This window comes from Arthrobacter glycogeni, from assembly GCF_054510815.1.
The window spans coordinates 160,809-181,725 of record NZ_JBTNDV010000004.1; the positions used below are offsets into that span (position 1 = coordinate 160,809).

General features: G+C 63.0%; 21 protein-coding genes. 11 read left to right on the plus strand and 10 right to left on the minus strand.

All coding sequences use genetic code 11. The features are described from left to right. Positions 1 to 28: 28 nt before the first annotated feature. Positions 29 to 1,096 carry a glycerophosphodiester phosphodiesterase family protein gene (locus ACX80G_RS06245; protein WP_459306490.1) on the minus strand — a complete coding sequence of 356 codons (1,068 nt, stop codon included), beginning with the start codon at positions 1,094 to 1,096 and terminating at the stop codon, positions 29 to 31. Between the two features lie 143 nt (positions 1,097 to 1,239). On the opposite strand from ACX80G_RS06245, the gene ACX80G_RS06250 reads away from it, so the two are divergent. The 4 genes from ACX80G_RS06250 (at position 1,240) to ACX80G_RS06265 (ending at position 4,857) form a co-directional block, all read left to right on the plus strand. After that, positions 1,240 to 1,701, plus strand: a complete 462-nt coding sequence (locus tag ACX80G_RS06250) for a Fur family transcriptional regulator (RefSeq protein ID WP_459306492.1) — start codon at positions 1,240 to 1,242, stop codon at positions 1,699 to 1,701. A 117-nt stretch (positions 1,702 to 1,818) separates the two neighbouring features. Further along, positions 1,819 to 2,070 (plus strand): hypothetical protein, encoded by a 252-nt coding sequence (locus tag ACX80G_RS06255; protein ID WP_459306493.1) that lies wholly within the window; start codon positions 1,819 to 1,821, stop codon positions 2,068 to 2,070. Positions 2,071 to 2,112: 42 nt separating this feature from the next. Further along, positions 2,113 to 2,778, plus strand: coding sequence for an SDR family NAD(P)-dependent oxidoreductase (locus ACX80G_RS06260; protein ID WP_459306495.1), 666 nt, complete (start codon positions 2,113 to 2,115; stop codon positions 2,776 to 2,778). Positions 2,779 to 2,961: 183 nt separating this feature from the next. Further along, a complete protein-coding gene (locus ACX80G_RS06265) occupies positions 2,962 to 4,857 on the plus strand; it encodes an alpha-amylase family glycosyl hydrolase (protein WP_459306496.1) in 1,896 nt (631 codons plus the stop codon). Positions 4,858 to 4,893: 36 nt separating this feature from the next. Here the strand turns inward: ACX80G_RS06265 and ACX80G_RS06270 are convergent, their stop codons facing one another. After that, positions 4,894 to 5,994, minus strand: coding sequence for an SDR family oxidoreductase (locus ACX80G_RS06270; RefSeq protein WP_459306498.1), 1,101 nt, complete (start codon positions 5,992 to 5,994; stop codon positions 4,894 to 4,896). Between the two features lie 193 nt (positions 5,995 to 6,187). Between ACX80G_RS06270 and ACX80G_RS06275 the strand changes: the two genes are divergently transcribed. After that, positions 6,188 to 6,856 (plus strand): response regulator, encoded by a 669-nt coding sequence (locus ACX80G_RS06275; protein WP_459306500.1) that lies wholly within the window; start codon positions 6,188 to 6,190, stop codon positions 6,854 to 6,856. A gap of 251 nt (positions 6,857 to 7,107) precedes the next feature. On the opposite strand, the gene ACX80G_RS06280 is transcribed toward ACX80G_RS06275, so the two are convergent. Then, a complete protein-coding gene (locus ACX80G_RS06280; protein WP_459306501.1) occupies positions 7,108 to 8,778 on the minus strand; it encodes a GAF domain-containing sensor histidine kinase in 1,671 nt (556 codons plus the stop codon). A 137-nt stretch (positions 8,779 to 8,915) separates the two neighbouring features. On the opposite strand from ACX80G_RS06280, the gene ACX80G_RS06285 reads away from it, so the two are divergent. Next, entirely contained in the window at positions 8,916 to 9,365 is a 450-nt protein-coding gene (locus ACX80G_RS06285; protein ID WP_459306503.1) for a pyridoxamine 5'-phosphate oxidase family protein, read from the plus strand. On the opposite strand, the gene ACX80G_RS06290 is transcribed toward ACX80G_RS06285, so the two are convergent. The 6 genes from ACX80G_RS06290 to ACX80G_RS06315 form a co-directional block, all read right to left on the minus strand. After that, entirely contained in the window at positions 9,316 to 10,239 is a 924-nt protein-coding gene (locus ACX80G_RS06290) for a universal stress protein (RefSeq protein WP_459306504.1), read from the minus strand. The genes ACX80G_RS06285 and ACX80G_RS06290 overlap by 50 nt on opposite strands. Next, positions 10,236 to 10,721 carry a zinc-binding dehydrogenase gene (locus ACX80G_RS06295; protein WP_459306506.1) on the minus strand — a complete coding sequence of 162 codons (486 nt, stop codon included), beginning with the start codon at positions 10,719 to 10,721 and terminating at the stop codon, positions 10,236 to 10,238. Before ACX80G_RS06295 ends, ACX80G_RS06290 begins: the two co-directional genes overlap by 4 nt. Next, positions 10,718 to 11,299: an alcohol dehydrogenase catalytic domain-containing protein gene (locus ACX80G_RS06300; protein ID WP_459306508.1), complete on the minus strand. Its 582-nt coding sequence runs from the start codon at positions 11,297 to 11,299 to the stop codon at positions 10,718 to 10,720. Before ACX80G_RS06300 ends, ACX80G_RS06295 begins: the two co-directional genes overlap by 4 nt. After that, complete coding sequence (locus tag ACX80G_RS06305; protein WP_459306509.1) at positions 11,296 to 11,754, minus strand: universal stress protein; 459 nt, start codon at positions 11,752 to 11,754, stop codon at positions 11,296 to 11,298. Before ACX80G_RS06305 ends, ACX80G_RS06300 begins: the two co-directional genes overlap by 4 nt. A 102-nt stretch (positions 11,755 to 11,856) precedes the next feature. Then, positions 11,857 to 12,303: a DUF1003 domain-containing protein gene (locus ACX80G_RS06310; RefSeq protein ID WP_459306511.1), complete on the minus strand. Its 447-nt coding sequence runs from the start codon at positions 12,301 to 12,303 to the stop codon at positions 11,857 to 11,859. Further along, positions 12,300 to 14,771: an HAD-IC family P-type ATPase gene (locus ACX80G_RS06315; RefSeq protein WP_459306660.1), complete on the minus strand. Its 2,472-nt coding sequence runs from the start codon at positions 14,769 to 14,771 to the stop codon at positions 12,300 to 12,302. The genes ACX80G_RS06310 and ACX80G_RS06315 overlap by 4 nt, the downstream gene beginning before the upstream one ends. A 204-nt stretch (positions 14,772 to 14,975) precedes the next feature. On the opposite strand from ACX80G_RS06315, the gene ACX80G_RS06320 reads away from it, so the two are divergent. The 4 genes from ACX80G_RS06320 (at position 14,976) to ACX80G_RS06335 (ending at position 18,096) form a co-directional block, all read left to right on the plus strand. Next, positions 14,976 to 15,440, plus strand: a complete 465-nt coding sequence (locus ACX80G_RS06320; RefSeq protein ID WP_459306512.1) for an RrF2 family transcriptional regulator — start codon at positions 14,976 to 14,978, stop codon at positions 15,438 to 15,440. A gap of 84 nt (positions 15,441 to 15,524) precedes the next feature. Next, positions 15,525 to 16,691 carry a globin domain-containing protein gene (locus ACX80G_RS06325; protein WP_459306514.1) on the plus strand — a complete coding sequence of 389 codons (1,167 nt, stop codon included), beginning with the start codon at positions 15,525 to 15,527 and terminating at the stop codon, positions 16,689 to 16,691. Between the two features lie 110 nt (positions 16,692 to 16,801). Then, on the plus strand, positions 16,802 to 17,254 hold the full coding sequence (locus tag ACX80G_RS06330; protein ID WP_459306516.1) for a universal stress protein: 453 nt from the start codon (positions 16,802 to 16,804) through the stop codon (positions 17,252 to 17,254). Further along, a complete protein-coding gene (locus ACX80G_RS06335) occupies positions 17,251 to 18,096 on the plus strand; it encodes a universal stress protein (protein ID WP_459306518.1) in 846 nt (281 codons plus the stop codon). Before ACX80G_RS06330 ends, ACX80G_RS06335 begins: the two co-directional genes overlap by 4 nt. Before the next feature lie 16 nt (positions 18,097 to 18,112). Here ACX80G_RS06335 and ACX80G_RS06340 read toward each other — a convergent pair whose 3' ends face one another. Further along, positions 18,113 to 20,479 carry a phosphoketolase family protein gene (locus ACX80G_RS06340; protein ID WP_459306519.1) on the minus strand — a complete coding sequence of 789 codons (2,367 nt, stop codon included), beginning with the start codon at positions 20,477 to 20,479 and terminating at the stop codon, positions 18,113 to 18,115. 85 nt (positions 20,480 to 20,564) lie between these two features. Between ACX80G_RS06340 and ACX80G_RS06345 the strand changes: the two genes are divergently transcribed. Beyond that, positions 20,565 to 20,801, plus strand: a complete 237-nt coding sequence (locus tag ACX80G_RS06345) for a PLDc N-terminal domain-containing protein (protein ID WP_459306521.1) — start codon at positions 20,565 to 20,567, stop codon at positions 20,799 to 20,801. Positions 20,802 to 20,917: the final 116 nt, after the last annotated feature.

Consider the following 20,917-nt stretch of genomic DNA (forward strand, 5'->3'; position numbering starts at 1 on the left):
CAAGGCTACCGGGGGCAGAACCGACGAATCAGTCGTCCGAGCGTGAACCCGGCCCGGCGAACTGCTTCGGCAGCTTCAGACCGCGTTCGGCCATAATCGCCCGGAGTCGGTCCGGGCGGTCGGTAATCAGCCCGTCAATGTCGAGGTCCATCAGGTAGCGCATGGTGTTTGGGTCATCCACCGTCCACGGGATGACCTTCAGCCCCGCGTCGTGGGCGTCTGCAACCATTTGTGCTGTCACGTATGGCGTATACCCCTCATCCCCTACGGCTCCTCCCTGTGGGTTGCCGTGCACCGGTGAGATGGCTTCGACGCCCAGCTCGGAAGCGAGCGCTACGAGATCGCCGTCGTAATCGTCGGCGTCCAGACCGCCTAGCCAAGGGGACGCTCCCGGCTGACCCACCTGCAGGAAGTCGCCGTTGGTCAAGGCCACGCGGGGGAGGCGGTGGTTGAGCTCTTCAACCACCCTGAGCGCGCCCCAATCGAAGCTCTGGACGCTGACCTGCCGACCCATCTTGTGCTCGTCAATTTCCTGCAGCACTGCGGACACGAACTCATCCCGCGGAGCAGTCTGCTCCGGTGCACCCGCCTCAACCTTGGTCTCAATGTTGAGCATCACCGACTTCGCACGGAACTGCTTCACGAGAGCGAAAACATCGGCCAGTTCGACGATCGGTCCCGGCGACAGTTGCTGATCCGGGAATTGTGGCAGCGGCGCATAGCCACACTCAACGGTCTGCACCTGGGCGAGCGTCAAGTTGGTGATGTACTTCCCCACATACGGAAATTCCGGGTCATCCGGTGACGCTGGGGCGGTGTCGCGGCACTTGGTCGCGCTGATCTGCCGGTCGTGGGTCACGACGACGGCGCCGTCGTCAGTCACCTGTGTGTCCAGTTCCAGTGTGGTCACGCCGAGCTTCAACGCGTTGGCGAAGGATTCCAGCGTGCTCTCGGTGTAAAGGCCGGTACCTCCGCGGTGCGCCTGGAGGTCGAAGCGATCCTTCAGACCTCCGGCCTGCACCGGCGGGGCACTCAGGCCCACTGCCGAGAGCGCGAGAGCCGTAGTGATCAGGATGGCGGGTAGTCGCATCTGCATTGAAAGGTCCTTCGGGTTTGGGACTGGTTCCCCCACGCTAGGGTCCGCAGATGGCCCCCGCACGATCTGCGGACAAACGACTGATGAACGCCTGCCAGTCACAGTTGTTTTGAACTAGTCAAAACAACTGGTACAGTTGTGTCATGGCCACCGGCACTGACTCGCAGACCCACCCCGATGCTCTAAAGAGGATCATCAGGGGCTCGGGTTTGAAAGTGACATTGCCTCGGGTTGCCGTGCTGGAAGTTCTCCGGCACGCTCCCCACTCAAGTGCCGAACAGGTCTTCGCCGAGGTGCGCAAGACCTTGAGCGGAACGTCCGCTCAGGCGGTCTACGGCATCCTCGCATCCTTCACGGGCGCCGGACTGGTCCGACGATTCGATCCACCGAACTCCCCGGCGCTGTTCGAATGCAGAGTCGGAGACAATCATCACCACCTGTCGTGTGTTGGGTGCGGGTTGGTTAAGGACGTTGACTGCGTCATCGGCGGGGCACCCTGTCTCACCCCTTCCGATGATTCGGGCTTCACTATTTACTCGGCGGAAGTCACCTTCAACGGACTATGCCGCAACTGCCAAACCAACGGCTCTCCCGCTACCGGTTAAGCCACCGCTCTCACTTACGGCCCACGATCGCATCACTCCGCGATTGCCGCTGGCCACCACCACTTCAACGCTGAACTGCTCGGCTCTTCCGCCGCGCCCAAAAATAGGAGATTTACCATGTCATTATTGAACCGGACCGCACCCGCCCGCTCGACCACCACCGCCCATGAGGCGTCAGCACCGGTCGCCCGGCCACTCCCCCTCCTCGGAGGGCGTTACGTCACTACCCGCAACCCCGGCACGCTGGCCGAGGGAACCTACGTCACGACGCGCGACGGCGGCTCGCTCCAGACCCGCGGCACCTACGTGACCTCCTCAAACCGGTCCATCAGCGGACAATCAGAGGGTCGTTACACCGACCGCAGCTAGGGCCTAAGGAATACATCAGCCCACTGAGCTCTTGCATGAAGTATGACAACTATTGCAATCATCGGAGCAGGATCAGGACTCGGAGCCGCCGTCGCGCGGAAGTTTGGCGCGGAAGGGTACGCAGTCGGACTCATCTCGCGCAATCAGGGCCGCCTCGACGCGCTGGCTGACGACCTCGCCAAAGAGGGAGTGCACGCGAAGGGATTCACCGCCGACGTGCGGGACCCCGCCTCCATTGCGAAGGCCCTGGAACAGGTGACCGAGACCCTCGGGCCCATCGAGGTTCTGCAGTACAGCCCGCTGCCACAAAAAGACTTCATGCGGCCGGTACTGGAAACCACCCCGGCAGACCTGGTCGGCCCCATCGAATTCTCCATCTACGGCCCCGTCGCGGCCGTTCACCAGGTGGTGCCCGGCATGCGGTTCCTCGGCGAAAACCGAGGCACCATCCTGTTCGTCAATGGCGGCTCGGCGGTCAAGCCCGGTCGCGGTGTCACCGGAACCTCGGTGGCGTTCGCCGGCCAGGCCGCCTACGCCCAACTCCTCAACGAGGTTCTCGGCGAGGAAGGCATCCAGGTCTCCCAGCTGATCATCGGCGGGCGAATCGTCGCCGGCGACCCGGAGAAGGACCCCGAGGTCCTCGCCGGAATCCTCTGGGATCTTCACACCAAGCGCGACCGGTTCCGCCATCAGGTTAGCGAAGACTAAAGCTCCACGGCTGTCGGCGGGCGGGAAAGGCACCCGTGATCCAGATCGAGCACCGAATCGTCTATGCCGCTGACGATGGGAACCTCGTCATCATCGGCGCCCGGCACCACTATCGAACCAGAGGCCTCAGATCGGATGACAGGATAGGGCTGACAGCACTCATCAGCGGAGGGACGCCACGTCGTGGAAGAGCAGGTCGGCCAGCAGGCCCGGCAACAGGTACTCGCGGCCCTCGCCGCCCAGTCGGACCGGATGGACGACGACGACGCCTTCCTCCGCCGGTTCGATCGCCATTTCCCGAACCTGTGCCAGCTCTTTCATTCCCTCTACGGACCGCAAAGCGACTGGCTGGACCAGCTCACCGCCTTGGTACTGGAGGCGACCCGTTCCTGGCAGGCACGCCCCGCGGAGCTGAAGGCCGTTGACGACGCGAAGGAGCAGGACAGCGGCTGGTTCCTGTCGAATTCCATGCTCGGCGGGGTCTGCTACGTGGATCGCTACGCGAACAACCTGGATGGTGTCCGCGCCCAGATCCCCTACTTCAAGGAACTGGACCTCACCTACCTGCACCTAATGCCATTATTCCTTGCCCCCGAACCGCATTCCGACGGCGGCTACGCGGTCTCCAGCTATCGCGAAGTGAACCCCGCACTCGGCTCGATGGAACAGCTCCGGGCCCTCGCCGCAGACCTGCGGGTCAACGGGATTTCCCTGGTGGTGGACTTCATCTTCAACCACACCTCGAACGAACACGAATGGGCGCGCAAAGCGGCAGCCGCCGACCCCACCTACAGCGACTACTACTGGATTTTCCCCGACCGCTCCATGCCGGACGCCTTTGAACAGCACGTCCGGGAGATCTTTCCCGATGACCATCCCGGCTCGTTCGTCCGCATCCCGGATGGGCGCTGGGTGTGGGCTACCTTCCACAGCTTCCAGTGGGATCTGAACTACTCCAACCCAGCCGTGTTCAGGGCCATGGCCGGCGAGATGCTGTTCCTCGCCAATCAGGGCATCGACATCCTGCGGATGGACGCCGTCGCCTTCATCTGGAAACAGCTCGGCACCACCAGCGAAAACCTCCCAGAGGCGCACGCGCTCCTGCAGGCGTTCAACGCGGTCTGCAGAATGGCTGCCCCGTCGCTGCTGTTCAAGTCCGAGGCCATCGTCCACCCCGATGAGGTGGCGCGTTACATCGACCCGGCCGAGTGCCAGCTCTCCTATAACCCGCTACAGATGGCGCTGATCTGGGAGTCCCTTGCCACCCGGGACGTATCGCTCCTCGCCCAGGCGCTGCAGCGCCGGCACGCCATCCCGGACGGCACCACCTGGGTGAACTATGTGCGAAGCCACGACGACATCGGGTGGACCTTCGCCGACGACGACGCCGCGGAACTGGGCATCAACGGGTTCGACCACCGCAGGTTCCTGAACTCCTTCTACGTCAACCGCTTTCCCGGCAGCTTCGCCCGCGGCGTCCCGTTCCAGGACAACCCCCGAACCAGCGACTGCAGAATTTCGGGCACGACGGCGTCGTTGTGCGGGTTGCAGGGCGGTGAGGCCGCCGCCGTCGACCGTATCCTACTGGCGCACTCGATCACCTTCAGTACTGGCGGGATCCCCTTGCTGTACCTGGGCGACGAGGTGGGCCAGCTCAACGACTATCAGTACGCGTTGGAGGCTGGTCATGCGGCGGACAGCCGGTGGGTGCACCGCCCGCGTTATCCGGCAGCACGGTACGCCCGCCGCCACGATCCCTCGGCGCCGGAGGGCGCTGTCTACTCGGGCCTGCGGCGGATGATCACGGTCCGGGCGGCCAGCCCGGAGCTGGCCGGGACCCGGCTGGTCGACTTCGCCACCGGCAATCGCAGTGTGCTGGGGTACCAGCGGCCCGGCGAGCATTCGACGGTTCTGGTGCTGGCGAATTTCAGCGACGACCCGCAGACGGTGACCTCAACCACGCTGAGCGGGTTCGTGCCCGACGTCGTCGATCTCCTGACCGACACTGCGCTGCGGCTCGACGGCGGAATCACCCTCGCGCCGCGCGGATATCTCTGGTTGAGGGTCCAGGCCCGGTAGGGCGGTCGCGCCGCTCGTTAAGCCCACGAACGTTACTCAGGGAATGAGCTTCTCCGCGCGGTAGCGTTCGAACAGGCCTGTGAAGGCGTCGAGGGTGCGCCGGTACCCGGTGAACCCGGCTACGCGGCTCTTGCTCATATCAGCGACCACCTCAAGGTTGCGGCCCAGATCCCCGTCAGTGTGCCACCAGGACGCCACCCGGTCCAGGCGTGGTTCCGCTAGGGCGTTTGCTGCAACGAGATGCTCCCACTGCGACTCGGCGCCGGCCATCTGAACCTCGAGGGGGCGGGGCTCGTCCTTGAATCCTTCGGCCTGCACCCCGAAGTAGGCGGCGAGTTGCTGCCACATCCAGCGCCACCGGAACACGTCTCCGTTGACCACGTTGAATGCCTCGTCAGCGCCGCCGGGTGAGGTTGCGGCCCACACCATGTGATCGGCGAGGAGACCGGCGTCGGTCATGTCGGTCAGGGAGTTCCACTGGGTGATGGATCCGGGGAAGATGAACGGCCGGCCGGATTCCTTGCACAGGGCGGCGTAGACGGCGAGGGTCAGGCCCATGTTCATGGCATTTTCCACGGCATGGCCGATCACCGTGTGCGCACGGTGCACCGACCAGGTGAACCCCTGCGTTGCGGCCGCCGCCCACAGTTCGTCTTCCTGGGCGTAGTAGAAGTTGTTGACCGGCAGTCGGGGTTCCTCTTCATGGAACGGGGTGTCCGGCATGTTCCCTTCTCCGTAGGCTTCGAACGGCCCGAGGTAGTGCTTCAGCCCGGTCATCAGCGCGACGTGCACCACCGGCTTGTTGTCCAACGCCTCAAGCAGGTTCCGCAGCATGGCGGCGTTCACCCTAATGTTCGCTTCCTCGGTGTCCTGGCGGGCCCAGGCCGTGAAGAACACATGAGTCGGGGTTTCGGCGGCAAGCGCCGTCGTCAATGACTGGGGCGAGGACAGGTCGGCGGGAACGTAGCGCACGTTGGCTCTGGGCGTTCCTGCGTTGCGTGACATGGCGAGCACCTGCCATCCCTCACCGGCGAGCTTCTCCACCAGGGCTGACCCCGCGATACCTGAGGCGCCCACCACCAATGCGGTGCCACCGCCGGGGTTCCCCGCCTGGGGTGTCAATTTGTTGTGATTCATTGAGCGTTCTCCTTGCAGTGGAAACACGGATGGCCCGGGGCCACCGTCGTGAAGATGGCGAACTGTCCTACCTACGGCAAGCCACCTGGTCAACCAATAATTCCGTGGGCTAAATCATGGACCGGGTCTTATGGCACTGCCGGTGCGGAGTGTCGCGGCCGATGATTGAACAACTGACGAATGATGAAAGACGATGATGACTGTAGATACGGCAACGCCGCCCCGCCCGGTGACGGTTTTCTTGCTCGATGACCACGAACTGGTTCGACGCGGCCTTCGCGACCTCCTGGAGGGCGAGGGATTCGCGGTGACCGGCGAGACCGGTTCAGCGGTTGAGGCCGTCCGCCGCATTCCTGCACTTGCCCCGGATGTGACCATTCTGGATGCCCGGCTTGCTGACGGGAACGGCATTGAGGTGTGCCGCGACGTGCGGTCAGTGGATCCGTCGCTGCAATGCGTGATCCTTACCAGTTACGACGACGACGACGCCATGCGGGGTGCCATTCTGGCCGGCGCGGCTGGCTACATTCTCAAGGAAATTGTCGGTTCGGACCTGCTCGAGAAGGTGCGCCGCGCAGCGAGAGGCGAGTCGCTTTTCGACGAAGAGGTCAAGGCGAAGGTCATCGCTGGCTTCACAGCCGTCCAGCCAGAGGATTCCCGATTGGCGGGTCTGACGGTACAGGAGAAGAAAGTCCTCGCTCTCATCGGGGCAGGGATGACCAACCGGGAAATCGGCGCCGAACTGTTTCTGGCCGAGAAGACGATCAAGAACTACGTGTCGTCGGTGCTGGCGAAGCTGGGGTTCCAGCGCCGCACGCAAGCGGCTGTCTATATCTCCCGACCGGCGAGCCCGCAGCGCTGACGCCAGCCCGGTCGCCGTCGTCGTCGTCGTCGCAGCCATCCTCCACGACCCCTCGCGCACGGCCCCGAGAGCCCGTTTCGGTGGTCAATTTGGACCTCGGTGCCCGACATTTCCGCCCGGATTGTCGACATTGACCCCCTGAGTCCAGATTGCTCACCGCCATGAGACGACGGGTGGTAGCGAGGGGAGTCCGGAGAGGTGCAGGGGCGACGGGAGCAAAGTGAATCTGGGGAGGTGCAGAGACAATGGGCTCAGGTGAGCGGCAGCGACACGTCGATCGCGGTGCCCTGGCCGGGTGAGGATTCGATCGTGACCTGTCCCCCGAGCTCCTCCGCACGCTGCTGCATGTTCCGCAGGCCGCTGAGACGCCCGTTCTGCTCAAACCCTCGTCCGTTGTCCGCGATCCGCAGGTTGACACATTGTTTGCCGGCGGACAAGGACACCATGATGGTGGTGGCATATGAATGCTGCAATGCGTTGGAGAGCGCCTCCCGAACGATGGCTTCCACTTGGGCGGCGGTTGCTTCCCGAACGGCTGTGTCGAGCGGTCCAGAAAAATGGACGACTGGTTCAACCTCGGAGCCGTCGAGGACTTGACGGACCAACGCCAGAATCCGCGAACTGAGCGCTGCTTCACTGCGCGTTGCCGACTGGAGCGAGTAGATCGTATCCCGCAGTTCCTTGATCGTCGCATCGAGCTCAGTAGTCACCGAGGCTATGCGTGCAAGCGGCTCCTCCCCCACTACGTGCTTGCGGAGACTCTGGATACTTAGTCCAGCCGCGAACATCCGCTGGATCACGAGGTCATGCAGGTCACGCGCAATCCTGTCGCGGTCTCCGAAAACGGCGTCCTGTTCGCGCTGAATCTGCATCTGGGTCAGTTCCAAGGCCGTCGAGATTTGGGAGGCGAACGCTGCTGCCATGCGCTGGTCCACCGACGAAAACGGCGGGTCGTCACGGGTCCGGGCCATGACCAGAAACCGGGCGTGAGTGCCCCTGTCTGTAATTCGCGTATAGATGGCGGCTTCGAAGACTTCGGCCTCCCGACTAGGCAGCACGTCGTGTAGTTCATGCCCATTCAGCACTGAAACGTCGCCGAACTGAAGCATCATCGTCCGCAGGACAGCACCATCGCCCACCAGCCGCCCTCGAAGGTCATCGCCGTGCAATCCGAGCGCCACCTCGCAGTAGAGAGACTCGTCAGATTCCAACCGGGTCAGGATGAGCACCAGGGCCGATTCGGAAGCTGCCTTTGCGTGTTCCGCAACGAGTTCGACGTCGCTAAGGGTCCGATCGGGTGAGGTGTTCAACAGGGCACGGACGGCGTCCTGGCCGCACTCGAGCCACCGGGACCGGCGCGTCTCTGCTTCAAAGAGCCGCATATTTTCGATCGCGACCCCTGCGGCGGCCGCGAGAGCCACCGTCAGATCTTCGTCGGACTGACTGAAGTCGCCGCCGCCGTTCTTCTCGGTGAGGTAGAGGTTGCCGAACACTGTGTCACGCACTCTGATCGGCACGCCGAGAAACGATGTCATTTTCGGGTGCCCCGGGGGGAAACCAGACGCTGCCGGATGGTCTCGCAAGTCTTCGAGGCGAAGCGGCTTCGGCTCGCTAATGAGCGAACCAAGAACTCCATGACCCACGGGCAGCGCACCGATCCTGGCGATCTGGTCCTGGTCCAAGCCCACGGTGATGAAGTGGCTGAGGGCGCCGTCGGGACCGATAACGCCAAGAGCCGCGAACTTCGCGTCGACCAAACGACATGCGGCCGCCACCACTCGCTCCAGGACGGTCTGCAGGCCCTGGTTTTCAGCGATTGCCGCGAAGCCGGCGAGGAGGTGGTCCACACCGCCGTGGACGGTTGAGTTATGGAGAGGTCGGTCGCCGGGATCGGTCACCTGGGTGGTTGGTGCGGGACTCATTGTGCGACTCCAGTGAGTTGAACCCTGACCTTCAATTCCTGATGGTGCCGAATGTGAAGGCGCCTACACGCGCTAAGCCCTGCGGATTAGGTCTTCTGGCCCTAGTGGAACGGGACGTCCGACCATAGTGTCGGGCTATGGACTCCGAGACTACACCCACATCCGTTTTACCCGCCCACGCCTGTTGGGAGTTGCTGCGGGGTGCCGCCTATGGACGTCTGGCCCTGTGCATCGATGGGCAGCCGGAGATCTTCCCGATCAATGCGCAGGTCGATCATGGCACGCTGGTCTTCCGCACCTCTGAAGGATCCAAGCAGCGGGAAGCGGAGGGGGCACTGGTGGCGTACGAGGCCGACGGCGTCCTGGCCGACGGCTTTCGGGCCTGGAGCGTAGTGATCAAAGGACAAGCGTCGACCATCCAACGCACGGCTGAACTGATGTCAACCATTCACCTTCCGCTCCATCCGTGGGAGCCTGGGCGCAAGGACCGCTTCATGCGGATCGTGCCAGCAAGCATCACCGGCCGCAGCTTCGACATCATGCCTGCGCCTCCGGGACAGGAGATCCCGGCGGCGAGCGACGAGTAACCACCAGGGTGGGGCACCGTGGATTCAGCAGGAGGGTGTGGGTCACCGAGCCCAGCAGAATCCCGGGCCGCGCGCCACGCCCGTGCCTACCGATCACCAGCAGATCGGCGCCTGCTGCGTGAAACATCAGAGACTGCACTGGGGTCCGCTGGTCGTCGATCTCACGCACGATGGTCAGTTGCGGATACTGTTCCTTGACGTCCGCGAGCGCCGACGACCTCGAGTGCCCGGCTGGGTCGCCGGGCGTATCCGGGGCCTTCGCTGAAGTAACCACCGTCAGCAGTAGCCTAGATCGGCTGGCTTCGGCCGCGGCCACCCGCAGCGCGGCGTCGGATTCCAGCGAGCCGTCCACGCCAACCACCACCGTTCCGGTCCTGACGACGTCGGGAGCACCGTCGTCGTGCACCGCGCCGATGCTGGATTGGCGCGGAATCACCGCCACGGGTGCAGCGCTCCCCAGCGCCGCCTGCTGACCGACCGACCCAAGGTATTGACCGGTGTGTCCGTCCACGCGATCGGCCCCGACCACAATGAGCGAAGCGTCCTCAGAAAGGCTCACCAGCGCGTCCACAATGTCCCCGCAGTGAACGTTGGCTGTCACGTGCGCGTCAGGATACTCGGCGCACACCAGGCGGGATTCGTCGTCGAGTGTCTGCCGGGCCGCGGCAATCAGGCTCCCATAGGGGGTGCCCCCCGCCTCCACAGGTAGGACCAGGGATTGGTCAGGGATCGCGTGCAACACTGTGACGTGTTGTCCGGTGAGCAGACTACGCTGCACCGCCCAGCGCAGGAGTGGCGGCCCGGTGGCCCGGTCACGGAACGCGACAATAATGGGCCGCTCCGGTGCGAATAATGAGGACAGCGTCTCGATCACGTGGGGTTACCTTCGGTAGGCGCGTAATCCGGGACGATGACCGCGCGGCCGCGAAGAGTGCCGGCCCGGAGTCGTTGATACGCGGCGGGTGCGTCGGATAGGGGAAATTCTTCGACTTCGACGTGAATCTTCCCCGCCCGCGCCAGCTCCACTACCTCCATCAGCTCAGACCTGGATCCCCAATACGGTGCGCGGGCCGCGGCATCCCACGGCGTGGAGAAGAATCCGACGTCAACCGTGCCGCTGCCGACGCCCACAATGGCAATCTCACCACCAGTACCGACCACCCGGGAGGCAAAGCCGGTGGTGATCGGCGCCCCCACAAAGTCGAACACCACAGCGGCGCCCTTCCCCCCGGTCAGAGAACGGATCTGCGCTTCGGCGTCCTCGCCGGGCGGCAGGGCGTAGTCGGCGCCGACGTCGATCGCCAGGGCAAGTTTCGGCTCTGACGTGTCGATGGCGACGATCGTTGCCGCACTCAAGGCCCGAAGAATCTGGACACCGACATGCCCCAGTCCGCCGACGCCGATGAGGACCGCCGTCGACCCGGGGACCAGTTTCGGCAAGCTTTGCTTGATGGCGTGGTAGGGGTCAGCCCGGCGTCGGTGAGGGACACGCTGGCCGCCGGGTCGAGATCCCCGAGGGGTACGAGGTGGCGTGGGTCGTCGATCAGCAGGAACTCCGCCATCGCTCCCGGTGCACCAAGCCCCGGGGGCTGGATCTCCTGCTCAGCCGCGACCTCGCAGTAGTTCTCCTTGCCTTGGGCGCAGGTGTAGCAGCGGCCGCACCCCCACGGTCCGTACACGAGCATGGCGTCGCCCACCTGAAGGCCAGTGACACCGGCTCCCCAGGATTCGACGGTCCCGGCCCCCTCGTGTCCCAAGGTCAGGGGCAGGCCATAGCTGTACTGGCCCTCCGGCAGGTCCATGATGAATTGGTCCGAATGGCATACCCCGGCGGCAGTCACACGCAGCAAGACCTCGCCCGGTCCCGGGACGGGAGTAGGAACATCGACCAGCTCGGGGGCCGCGCCAACCGTGCGGTACTGCAACGCCCTCACAGGCGTTCCTCCGGCAGTTCCCCTGTTGACCCCTCAACCACGAGCACCGGGCATTTGGCGTGTGCCACGCACGCGCCACTCACCGACCCCATCAGCAAGCCCCTGAATGTCCCGTGCCCTCGACGTCCCAGCACCAACATCACAGCGCCTTCCGCCGCTTTGACCAAACCTTTCGACGGGTGGGAAAAGAGCACCACCTTCTCCAATCCCTCGGGAGGATCCTCGCCGAAGGCCGTCTGCACCGCGGCATCAAGCTTCTTCTGGGTGATTTCCTCGAAGTTGTCACTCCCGAGGGGCACGTACCCTGCGTACTCCGGTGGATAGTCCCAGGTACTGACAGCCTGAATCACGGCGCCGAAGGGCGGCGTCAGTTTCCTGGCGAACCGCAATGCAGCAACAGATTGTTCGGAGCCGTCAACCCCCACGACGATGCGTGGCGTAGTGGGTGCTTCCATGATGTGCCTTCCCAGCGTCTGCGCCGCATGGTCGCAGCGGCTACCCTAGTCTCGCCCGCCAAGTTGGGCGAGCGTTAGGGTCTTTGTGCCCTTTCCGTGTCACTACCTTCGATAGTCTCCCGATTCCCTTCGTTCACCATCCGCTGTTGAGACACTCATCGCTTTCAGCTCACGAAGGATTTCGAGTTGTTCACGACTGATGGTGATCAGTAGCTCGATCTCTTCCTTTGACTTGAGATTGGTATCGAAATCGTGCTGAGCCATTGCAGCGGAAATCGCATCCTGTCTTTTAGCCGCAATCAAAAGAATCGCGCCCTGGAGTCCCGCCAGCATGGAAAGCAGGAGATTCAGGAGGATGTAGGGGTACGGGTCCCAGGCGTCGGCCATTAGTGCCCAGGTGTTGATTGCAGCCCAGACGAGCATGAAACCGATGAAGCTTCCAACAAAGGGCCAGCTACCCATTCCGTTCCGCAGGATATCGGCGGCTTGCTGGCCTGCGGTGAGCGAGGCCTTATGTCGATCGTGCCAGGTTCCCTCCTGATCGGTCATGCTCTGGACCCTGCTGTCGGCCCGTCGGGGTTGAGGCGTCGTTGATGGGAGCGAAACAGAAGTTCGATCGCTCCGGCTCCAACAACAGCGGCCAGCACAGTCGCCACCAGGTGGTCGCCGTCGGGCATTGTGAAGTCGAAGAAGTCCTTGAGCAGCGGTGCCGAGATCACCAGACCGAGAGCGGCGTACATCACTCCGACGATCAGCACCCGTAAACGGTTGAGAGGACGCGAGAGAACAACCAGCACCCATAGCGCTATCAAGGCCAGAACCAGCGCCGAAGCTGTCCGCGTTTCAGCGGGCGTGCCAGATCCTGTGATGAGCGAGTAGGCGTTGATGGTAAGTACGGCGAGAGCGATGATGAACCCAGCGGGTACGGCGAAGGATAGTGAGCGTTTCAGGAATCCGGTCCGGTAACGGCGGGTGTTCGGCATGAGTGCCAGGAAAAACGCCGGAATCCCGATGGTAATGCCGTCTGTGGCGGATAGCTGGCGGGGCAGAAACGGAAAGTCCCAGAGGAGAGCCCCGAAGGTTATCGAAAGAATTACCGCGTAGGAAGTCTTGGCGAGGAAAAGCATTGAGACCCGCTCAATATTGGCGATTACCCGGCGGCCTTCGGCGACGACGCCGGGGAGCCTATCGAATCGCCCGTCCAGTAAGATCAGCCGCGAAACGGCCTTGGTCGCGGCTGCGGCCGAGTCCATGGCGATGCCGATATCGGCCTCCTTGAGCGCCAGCGCGTCGTTAACTCCGTCCCCGGTCATGGCCACGACGTGTCCGCTTCGTCGCAGCGCCCGAACCATGTCCTTTTTCTGGGCGGGAGTCACCCGACCGAACACGGAATGCCGTTCCATCACTGCAGCCAGCTCGTCGGGATCGTCGGGGAGTTGACGGGCGTCGAAGCCGCCATCCGTGGATACACCAACCTCGCGGGCAACCGCCGCGACGGTTCGGGGGTCGTCCCCGGAGATGATCCGCAATTCGACCCCTTCATCCTTGAAATAGGAAAGGGTTTGCGCGGCGTCCGGACGGACCTGCTCACGAAAAGTGAGGACGACGGCCGGGGCGGGTTCGGGCGGAAGCACAGCTTCGCCGTCCAGGCTAACAACGGCCGTCTGGCGCACGTGGGCCAGAACAAGGGTACGAAGACCTGATGTGGCAAGACCGGCCACCAGTTCCAGCGCGCGTTCGGCCTGGGGATTCCCCCCGCCGAGGACAACCTCAGGGGCTCCCAACAGCCACGTCCCTGCCTCGGGGGTGCGGTCGGGGAAACTCACCGCACTCCACTTCGTGGCGGAGGAAAACGGCACGGAGGAAAGCGGTCGAATCGGGTCATCATGCGGGAAGGCTTCAGCCAGGCATCTGGCGGTGGTGTTGGCGTTCGGGTCTGCCCCAAACCACCCGAGCGCATGCTTCCACCCTGCCCGCGGCTCGGCGTCGATCTCGTGGGCGGCATCGAAAACAATCTTGCCAACGGTGAGGGTGCCGGTCTTGTCCAGGCACAGCACATCAACCCGGGCAAGCCCTTCTACCGCTGCCAACTCCTGGATGAGCACCTTTTGCCGGGCCAGGCGAACCGCACCCACAGCGAAAGCGACACTTGTCATGAGGACTAGCCCCAAGGGAATCATGGCGATTACGCTGGCGACGGCGCCGACCGCCCCTAGTCGCCAGCTTCCGGTGGCTACGGCCAGCTGCCAGCCGCCCTGGCTCTGCATCTGTCCGTTGATGACAATGGCCATGATGGGTAACAGTGCCAGGGTGATCCACCGGAGGAGCTGGTTGAGGCCCTGGCGGATCTCAGAGTGCACCAAGGAAAAACGCTTGGCTTCGGCAGTGAGGCGGCTCGAGAAGGATCGGGCACCCACCCTGGTAACTCGTGCCCAGCCTTCACCGCCGACGACGCTTGAACCGGAAAGCACTTCGGCGCCGACATCCTTTTCCACCGGTTCCGATTCCCCAGTCAAAAGCGATTCATCGATTTCCAGTCCGCTGGCGTCAAGAATCATTGCATCTGCGGCAACCTGGTCCCCGGCGCGAAGGACCAGGACGTCGTCCTGCACAACCATCGAGAAGTCGATGTCCTGAACGACGCCGTCCCGAAGCACCCGGGAGCGTGGAGCGTTGAGAAGTGCAAGGTGATCAAGAGACTTTTTGGCCTTATATTCCTGGATCACTCCGATCAGTGCGTTACCGACGGCTGCGAAACCGAAGAGAGCGTCCCGCCATTGACCGAGCAAAAGGAGCAGTACGAAACTCCCGGCGACAATCGCGTTGAACAGGGTCAGGACGTTGGCCCTGAAAATGTCCCACAGGCTTCGGCTGGATTGGTCGGGCGCCTCATTGGTCAGCCCAGCGTCGACCCGGACGGCGACGTCGGCGGCGGTGAGGCCCGGACCCACCGATTCCAGCGCCACAGGGACAAGGGCCCTGGCCAATTCTCTGGTCCCATTCTCAGGCAGAGACATCACTCGAAACAGGCGGCCAGGAGGACACGCGGTATCCCGGAGCGACCGGGAGGTGTGGACGTCATGCAAAAGCCTTCCAAACGTGGCGTGCAGGATTGCGGCAACCACCTCAGTGTGATGCGGAAGCCAACCCGGCGGAAGGGACTTTGGACCCCAATCGACGGACGTCAGGATCGCGGACCGGAACACATCTAGTGTTGAGGCATGAGGATCAATGCCTTCTCCGACGTGTGCCTGCGGGTGTTGATGATCCTTGCGTCAGCACCGCACGATGGGCTCCAGACCTCGCGAGTCATCGCCGCGGAGATCGACATCCCCTACAACCACGTGAGCAAGGCTGTGATCCGGCTGCGGGATCTGGGTCTGGTGGACGTCGTCCGCGGGCGTTCCGGCGGCCTGCGGATCAGTGAGGAAGGCAGACGGGCAACGGTCGGGGCACTGCTGCGGAGCCTCGACACCCGCAACGATGTTGCTGATTGCCGGACTCCCAAAGGTGACTGCCCGCTCCTTGCCGGCTGCGGCCTGCGGGTGACCCTTGCTCGTGCCCGGGATGCTTTTTATGCGGAACTGGATGGCGTGGTTATCGCTGACCTGGCAGGTCCGGGCCGCATCGGACCGGCATTCGTCGCCCTGCAGGATCTGTCGACGCGGTCGCATCCGACCGCCTGAATCTCTGCAGAACATAGCCCGGAAAAAAACTGGCATTTGGCATGCTACTTTTGAAAGCAGTAGCCCTCAATGCAAGGAGCCGGAATGCTTTCGCACCAGTCACACCCCATCATCGAAGCCACACTGCCGCTGGTAGGCGAGAAGATGCCCGGTATTGCAACAAACTTTTACGCGCGCCTGTTCGCCGCCCATCCAGAGCTCTTTGATGGTCTGTTCAGCCGGTCAAACCAGAAGAACGGGACCCAACAGCAGGCCCTCGCCGGAAGCATTGCGGGCTTTGCCGCGCATTTGGTGAAGAATCCAGACAGTGCACCGGAAATCCTGCTTGCCCGTATTGCTCACAAACATGTCTCGCTGGGGATCGTGCCTGAACAGTACGACGTCGTCTACAAGCACCTCTTCGATGCCATTGCCGAAGAGCTCAGCGAGGTCATTACCGAGGAAATCGCTGCTGCGTGGACCGAGGTTTATTGGCTGATGGCCCACGCTTTGATCAAGATAGAAAACGGCTTGTACGCGGGTGCTGCGAGCGACAAGCCGTGGACGCCTTGGATTGTCCAAAGCAAGGAACCAGCAGGAAGCGACGCCGTCACGTTCACCCTCGTACCCGCTGACGACACCCCCATCACAGCTTCCCGACCCGGCCAATACATCGGGGTCAAGGTGATGATGCCCGACGGAATTCACCAGGTGCGCCAGTATTCAGTGGGTGCCGAGAACGAGCCGAATGTGAGAGTGTTCACCACCCGGCTCGATGCCGACGGTGAAGTGACACCCGTGCTCCATCACAGCGTCCAGGTTGGGGACCAACTGATGCTCTCGAACCCATGTGGCGACATTGTTCTGGGCGACGGCGAGCACCCCCTGGTCCTTGCCTCCGCTGGCATCGGCTGCACACCCATCGCATCGATTCTGCGATCCCTGGCCCAGAAGGACTCGCGCCGTGAGGTCCTGGTCCTGCACGCCGAAAGCAGCCTGGACAGGTGGGCTCTGCGGGAACAGATGAGCAGCGACGCGGCGAGCCTGGAAACCGCCGAGCTGGAGTTGTGGCTGGAACAACCGGCCGGGGATCACCATACCGGCCTGATGTCACTGGATGCCGTGACCATTCCACCCGACGCCTCCGTTTACCTCTGCGGCCCCCTGCCGTTTATGCGGTCCATCAGATCTCAGGCATTGCAATCCGGGGTGCCTGCGGAGCGAATCCACTATGAGGTCTTCGGCTCCGATCTGTGGCTCGCTAACGCCTGACGCCGGTACCACCGCCCTGCAGTCGTCGCATCCCGGGGCTTCACGAGCGCCTGCAGAATGCGGGACCAAAGCCCCTGTGACGCAGCAGGCGGTGGCCGCATGCTGGGTCAGTGGCTAATAAGTATATTGTCGTCGGAGTGGACGGGTCGCCGTCATCAATCCTCGCGTTGCAGTGGGCCCAACGGCTGCGCCCCGCCGTCGGCGCCAGCATCCGGGCCGTCGCGGCGTGGCAGATCCCCTTTTCCTACTACGAATTCCCTCCATCCGGCTGGGACCCAGAACAAGTCGCGGAAACAATCCTGGCGGGGGCTCTCGAGAAAGCCTTCCACAACGATCCACCCCGCGACGCCACGACCATAACCCGTCAGGGACCGCCAGCCCGGGTGCTGCTCGAAGAAAGCAAAACAGCGCAAATGCTGGTGGTCGGCAGCCGGGGACACGGCGGGTTTGCCGGCTTGCTATTAGGTTCGGTGAGCTCCGTCGTCGCCGAGCACGCGTCCTGCCCGGTACTCATCGCGCACGGCGCTGAATTACTGCCTTCAAACGAAAGCAACAACGAATGAAGCACAGCATTGTCGTTGGATATGACGGGTCGGATCAGTCACGCCTGGCACTTAAGTGGGCCGCGGCGCAGGCCGTACTGGAACACCGCGCACTGCACCTGGTGCACTGCTGGATCTGGCCTCTGATCACCCACGATTTGGGTCCGGTGGAGGGAGTCGCGGACAGCGGACTCAAGCATGCTGCGGAAACAGCTCTCGCCGAAGGCACAACGTTGGCGCGACAGCTTGCGCCAGAACTTCAGGTCCAGACAAGCCTCATCGCCGGCGTCGCTTCGGAGGTCCTTGCTCGCCTGTCTCAGGATGCACACCTGGTGGTTGTAGGTAGCCGCGGGCTGGGCGGGTTCCTGGGTCTGCTGGTCGGCTCGGTCAGCCTTAAGCTCGCGACCACTGCCCAGTGCCCCGTGGTGGTGGTGCGCGCCAAGGAGGCGCCCGACGGTCCGGTGCTGATCGGCATCGATGGGTCGGCCAAAAGCGAGACGGCGCTAGACGATGCGATCGCCCTGGCAACGCTGTGGAATGCACCCCTGAAGATCATGCATGTGAGAGACGACGTCCGCCTGTTCGGTCGTAACCATTCGTACCCGGGATCGGACGTGAGGGCTATGCAGATCCTCTCCGAAGGCGTGGTTCGGGCACGAGCGGCAGTTCCGGGCCTGGTTATCGAGACGGCACTGGTCACGGGCCACTCGGTGGCCGGCACCATCCTCGACGATGCCGGCTCCGCCCGCATCGTGGTGGTCGGCGAAACCGGACAAGGGAGGTTCGTTGGCTCGGTCGGGTCCACCGCACAAACAATTCTTCACCACGCCAAGGGAAACATCCTGATTTCCCGACGGCCCTGAAGCTGAGATTCAGCGCTTACGTCCTGGCCGTCCACTGCCAGTTCCTGACCTCCGGCAGGTCCTCCCCGGCGGTCCTGATGTATTGGTGGTGGGTGATCAACTTGTCCTTCAGCTCTTCCCGCACGTGGGAGGAGATGTCGCGGAGCCTCGGCACCCGGTCAATCACGTCGATCGCCAGGTTGAACCGGTCGATCTGATTCATCACACACATGTCGAACGGCGTGGTGGTGGTGCCTTCTTCCTTGTAGCCGCGCACATGGAAGTTGTTGTGATTCGTGTGGCGGTAGGTCAGCCGATGGATGAGCCAAGGGTAGCCGTGATAGGCGAAGATCACCGGTTTATCCCGCGTGAACACCGCATCAAATTCGAGGCTCGACAGCCCATGCGGATGGCTGCTCTGGTCCTGTAAACGCATCAGGTCCACCACGTTGACCACCCGGATCCGCAGGTCCGGGAAATGGGTGTGCAGGATTTCGACGGCGGCAAGGGTTTCCATGGTCGGCACATCACCCGCGCAACCCATCACGACGTCGGGCTCCTCACCCGCGTCCGAGCTGGCCCACTCCCAGATGCCGACACCCTTGATGCAGTGCTTGATCGCCGATTCCATGTCGAGGTACTGCAGTTGGGGCTGCTTGCCCGCGACGATGATGTTCACGTATTGCCGGCTGCGCAGGCAATGATCGGCCACCGACAGGAGCGTGTTGGCGTCGGGCGGCAGGTAGACCCGGATAACGTCGGCCTTCTTATTGACCGCATGGTCGATGAACCCCGGATCCTGATGCGAAAACCCATTGTGGTCCTGCCGCCAGACGTGGGACGTCAACAGATAGTTCAGGGAAGCGATCGGACGACGCCAGGGGATGTCGTTGGTGGTGGTCAGCCATTTGGCATGCTGGTTGAACATCGAGTCGACCACATGAATGAACGCCTCATAGCAGGAGAAAAACCCGTGCCTGCCGGAGAGGAGATACCCTTCCAGCCAGCCTTGACAGGTGTGTTCGGACAGGATCTCCATGACCCGGCCGTCGCGGGCCAGGTGATCGTCGCCGGGGACCACCCCGGCGTTCCAGGTCCTGTCCGTGGCCTCAAGAACGTTGTCCAACCGGTTCGAGTTGTTTTCATCTGGCGCGAAGACCCTGAACGACTCCATGTTCCCCGTCATGACGTCCCGGAGGAAGGTCCCCAGCACTCTGGTGGATTCGCCGGACCCGGTTCCGGGCGACGCGATCGGAACCGCGTATTCCCGAAAATCGGGCATCTGCAGGTCACGGAGGAGGATTCCTCCGTTGGCATGAGGGTTGGCGCTCATCCTCCGCGCCCCCTCAGGGTGGAGGCCGCGGATAGCGGGGACAGGGGCGCCGTCGTCGTCAAATAGCTCTTCCGGACGGTAACTGCGCAGCCACTTCTCGAGAACTTCCCGATGCGCAGGGTTTTCGCGCGCCCCACTGAAGGGCACCTGGTGGGCACGCCAGGTACCCTCCACCTTGACCCCGTCGACGTCGGCGGGGCCGGTCCAGCCCTTCGGCGAGCGCAGCACGATCATGGGCCAGAGGGGACGGTCGGTGTCGCCTTCAGCGCGCGACCGACGCTGGATGTCCCGGATCTCGTCGAGGCAGCCATCCAGCACACGAGCGAAGTCCTGATGCATTTGTTCCGGGTCAGAGCCTTCAACGTAATACGGGGTGTGCCCGTACCCGCGGAGCAGCGCATCCAATTCCTCGCGGCTAATCCGCGCCAGGACCGTGGGGTTGGCAATCTTGTAGCCGTTGAGGTGCAGGATCGGCAGGACTGCACCATCCCGGCCGGGGTCAACGAACTTGTTGGAATGCCAGCTGGCCGCGAGCGGTCCGGTCTCAGCTTCGCCGTCGCCAATGATCGCTGCGACCGTGAGGTCCGGATTATCGAACGCTGCGCCGTAAGCGTGGGAGAGAGCGTACCCCAGCTCTCCGCCCTCATGGATCGACCCGGGCGTTTCCGGGGCGACGTGACTGGGAATGCCGCCGGGGAAGGAGAACTGGTGGAATAGTCGTCGCATGCCGACGGCGTCCCCGGAAACGTCCGGGTACGTTTCGCTGTAGGTGCCGTCAAGCCAGGCTGCGGCAACGGCCGCAGGCCCACCGTGACCGGGTCCCATGATGTAGATCATGTCCAGGTCACGCGCCATGATGGCCCGGTTGAGGTGTGCGTAAATGAAGTTCAGTCCGGGAGTGGTCCCCCAGTGGCCCAGTAGCCGCGGCTTGATATGCTCCGGCCGGAGAGGTTCCTTAAGGAGCGGATTATCCATCAGATAGATCTGCCCCACCGACAGATAGTTCGCCGCACGCCACCAGGCGTTGAGGTTCGACAGTTGGGCAGGATTCAGGACCGGCTGCTGGCTCATGGTTTTCAGCCTGTGGCCAAAGCAAGCCAGATTCCAGTGCCAAAAGTCCCTAATTTACTTACCGTCCGGGAGCTACGGTGAGCAAATGAACACCAGGGTCAGCAGGAGGACATCCCGCAAATGGAACGACCTTACTGACCGGCAAAAGACGTTGACCCTGGTGCTGGGTTCCATTCAGCTCTCGCTCGCCGCCACCGCCTGGGCGGATCTGGCGAAGCGGTCCCCTGCCCAGGTGCACGGATCCAAGCCTGTGTGGTCCGCGGTTATCGCAGTCAGCTTCTTTGGCCCGGTGCTCTATTTCGTCAAGGGCATCCGACGCTAAGCGCCGACACCCTCACCCCACCCCACCCCACCCTCACCGACGGCACCGCGCCACATTCCCGTCGCAGTGAATCCTTGAAGCTGGTCGGCAGTTTCCCTTTCCTGCTTTCCTGTTGC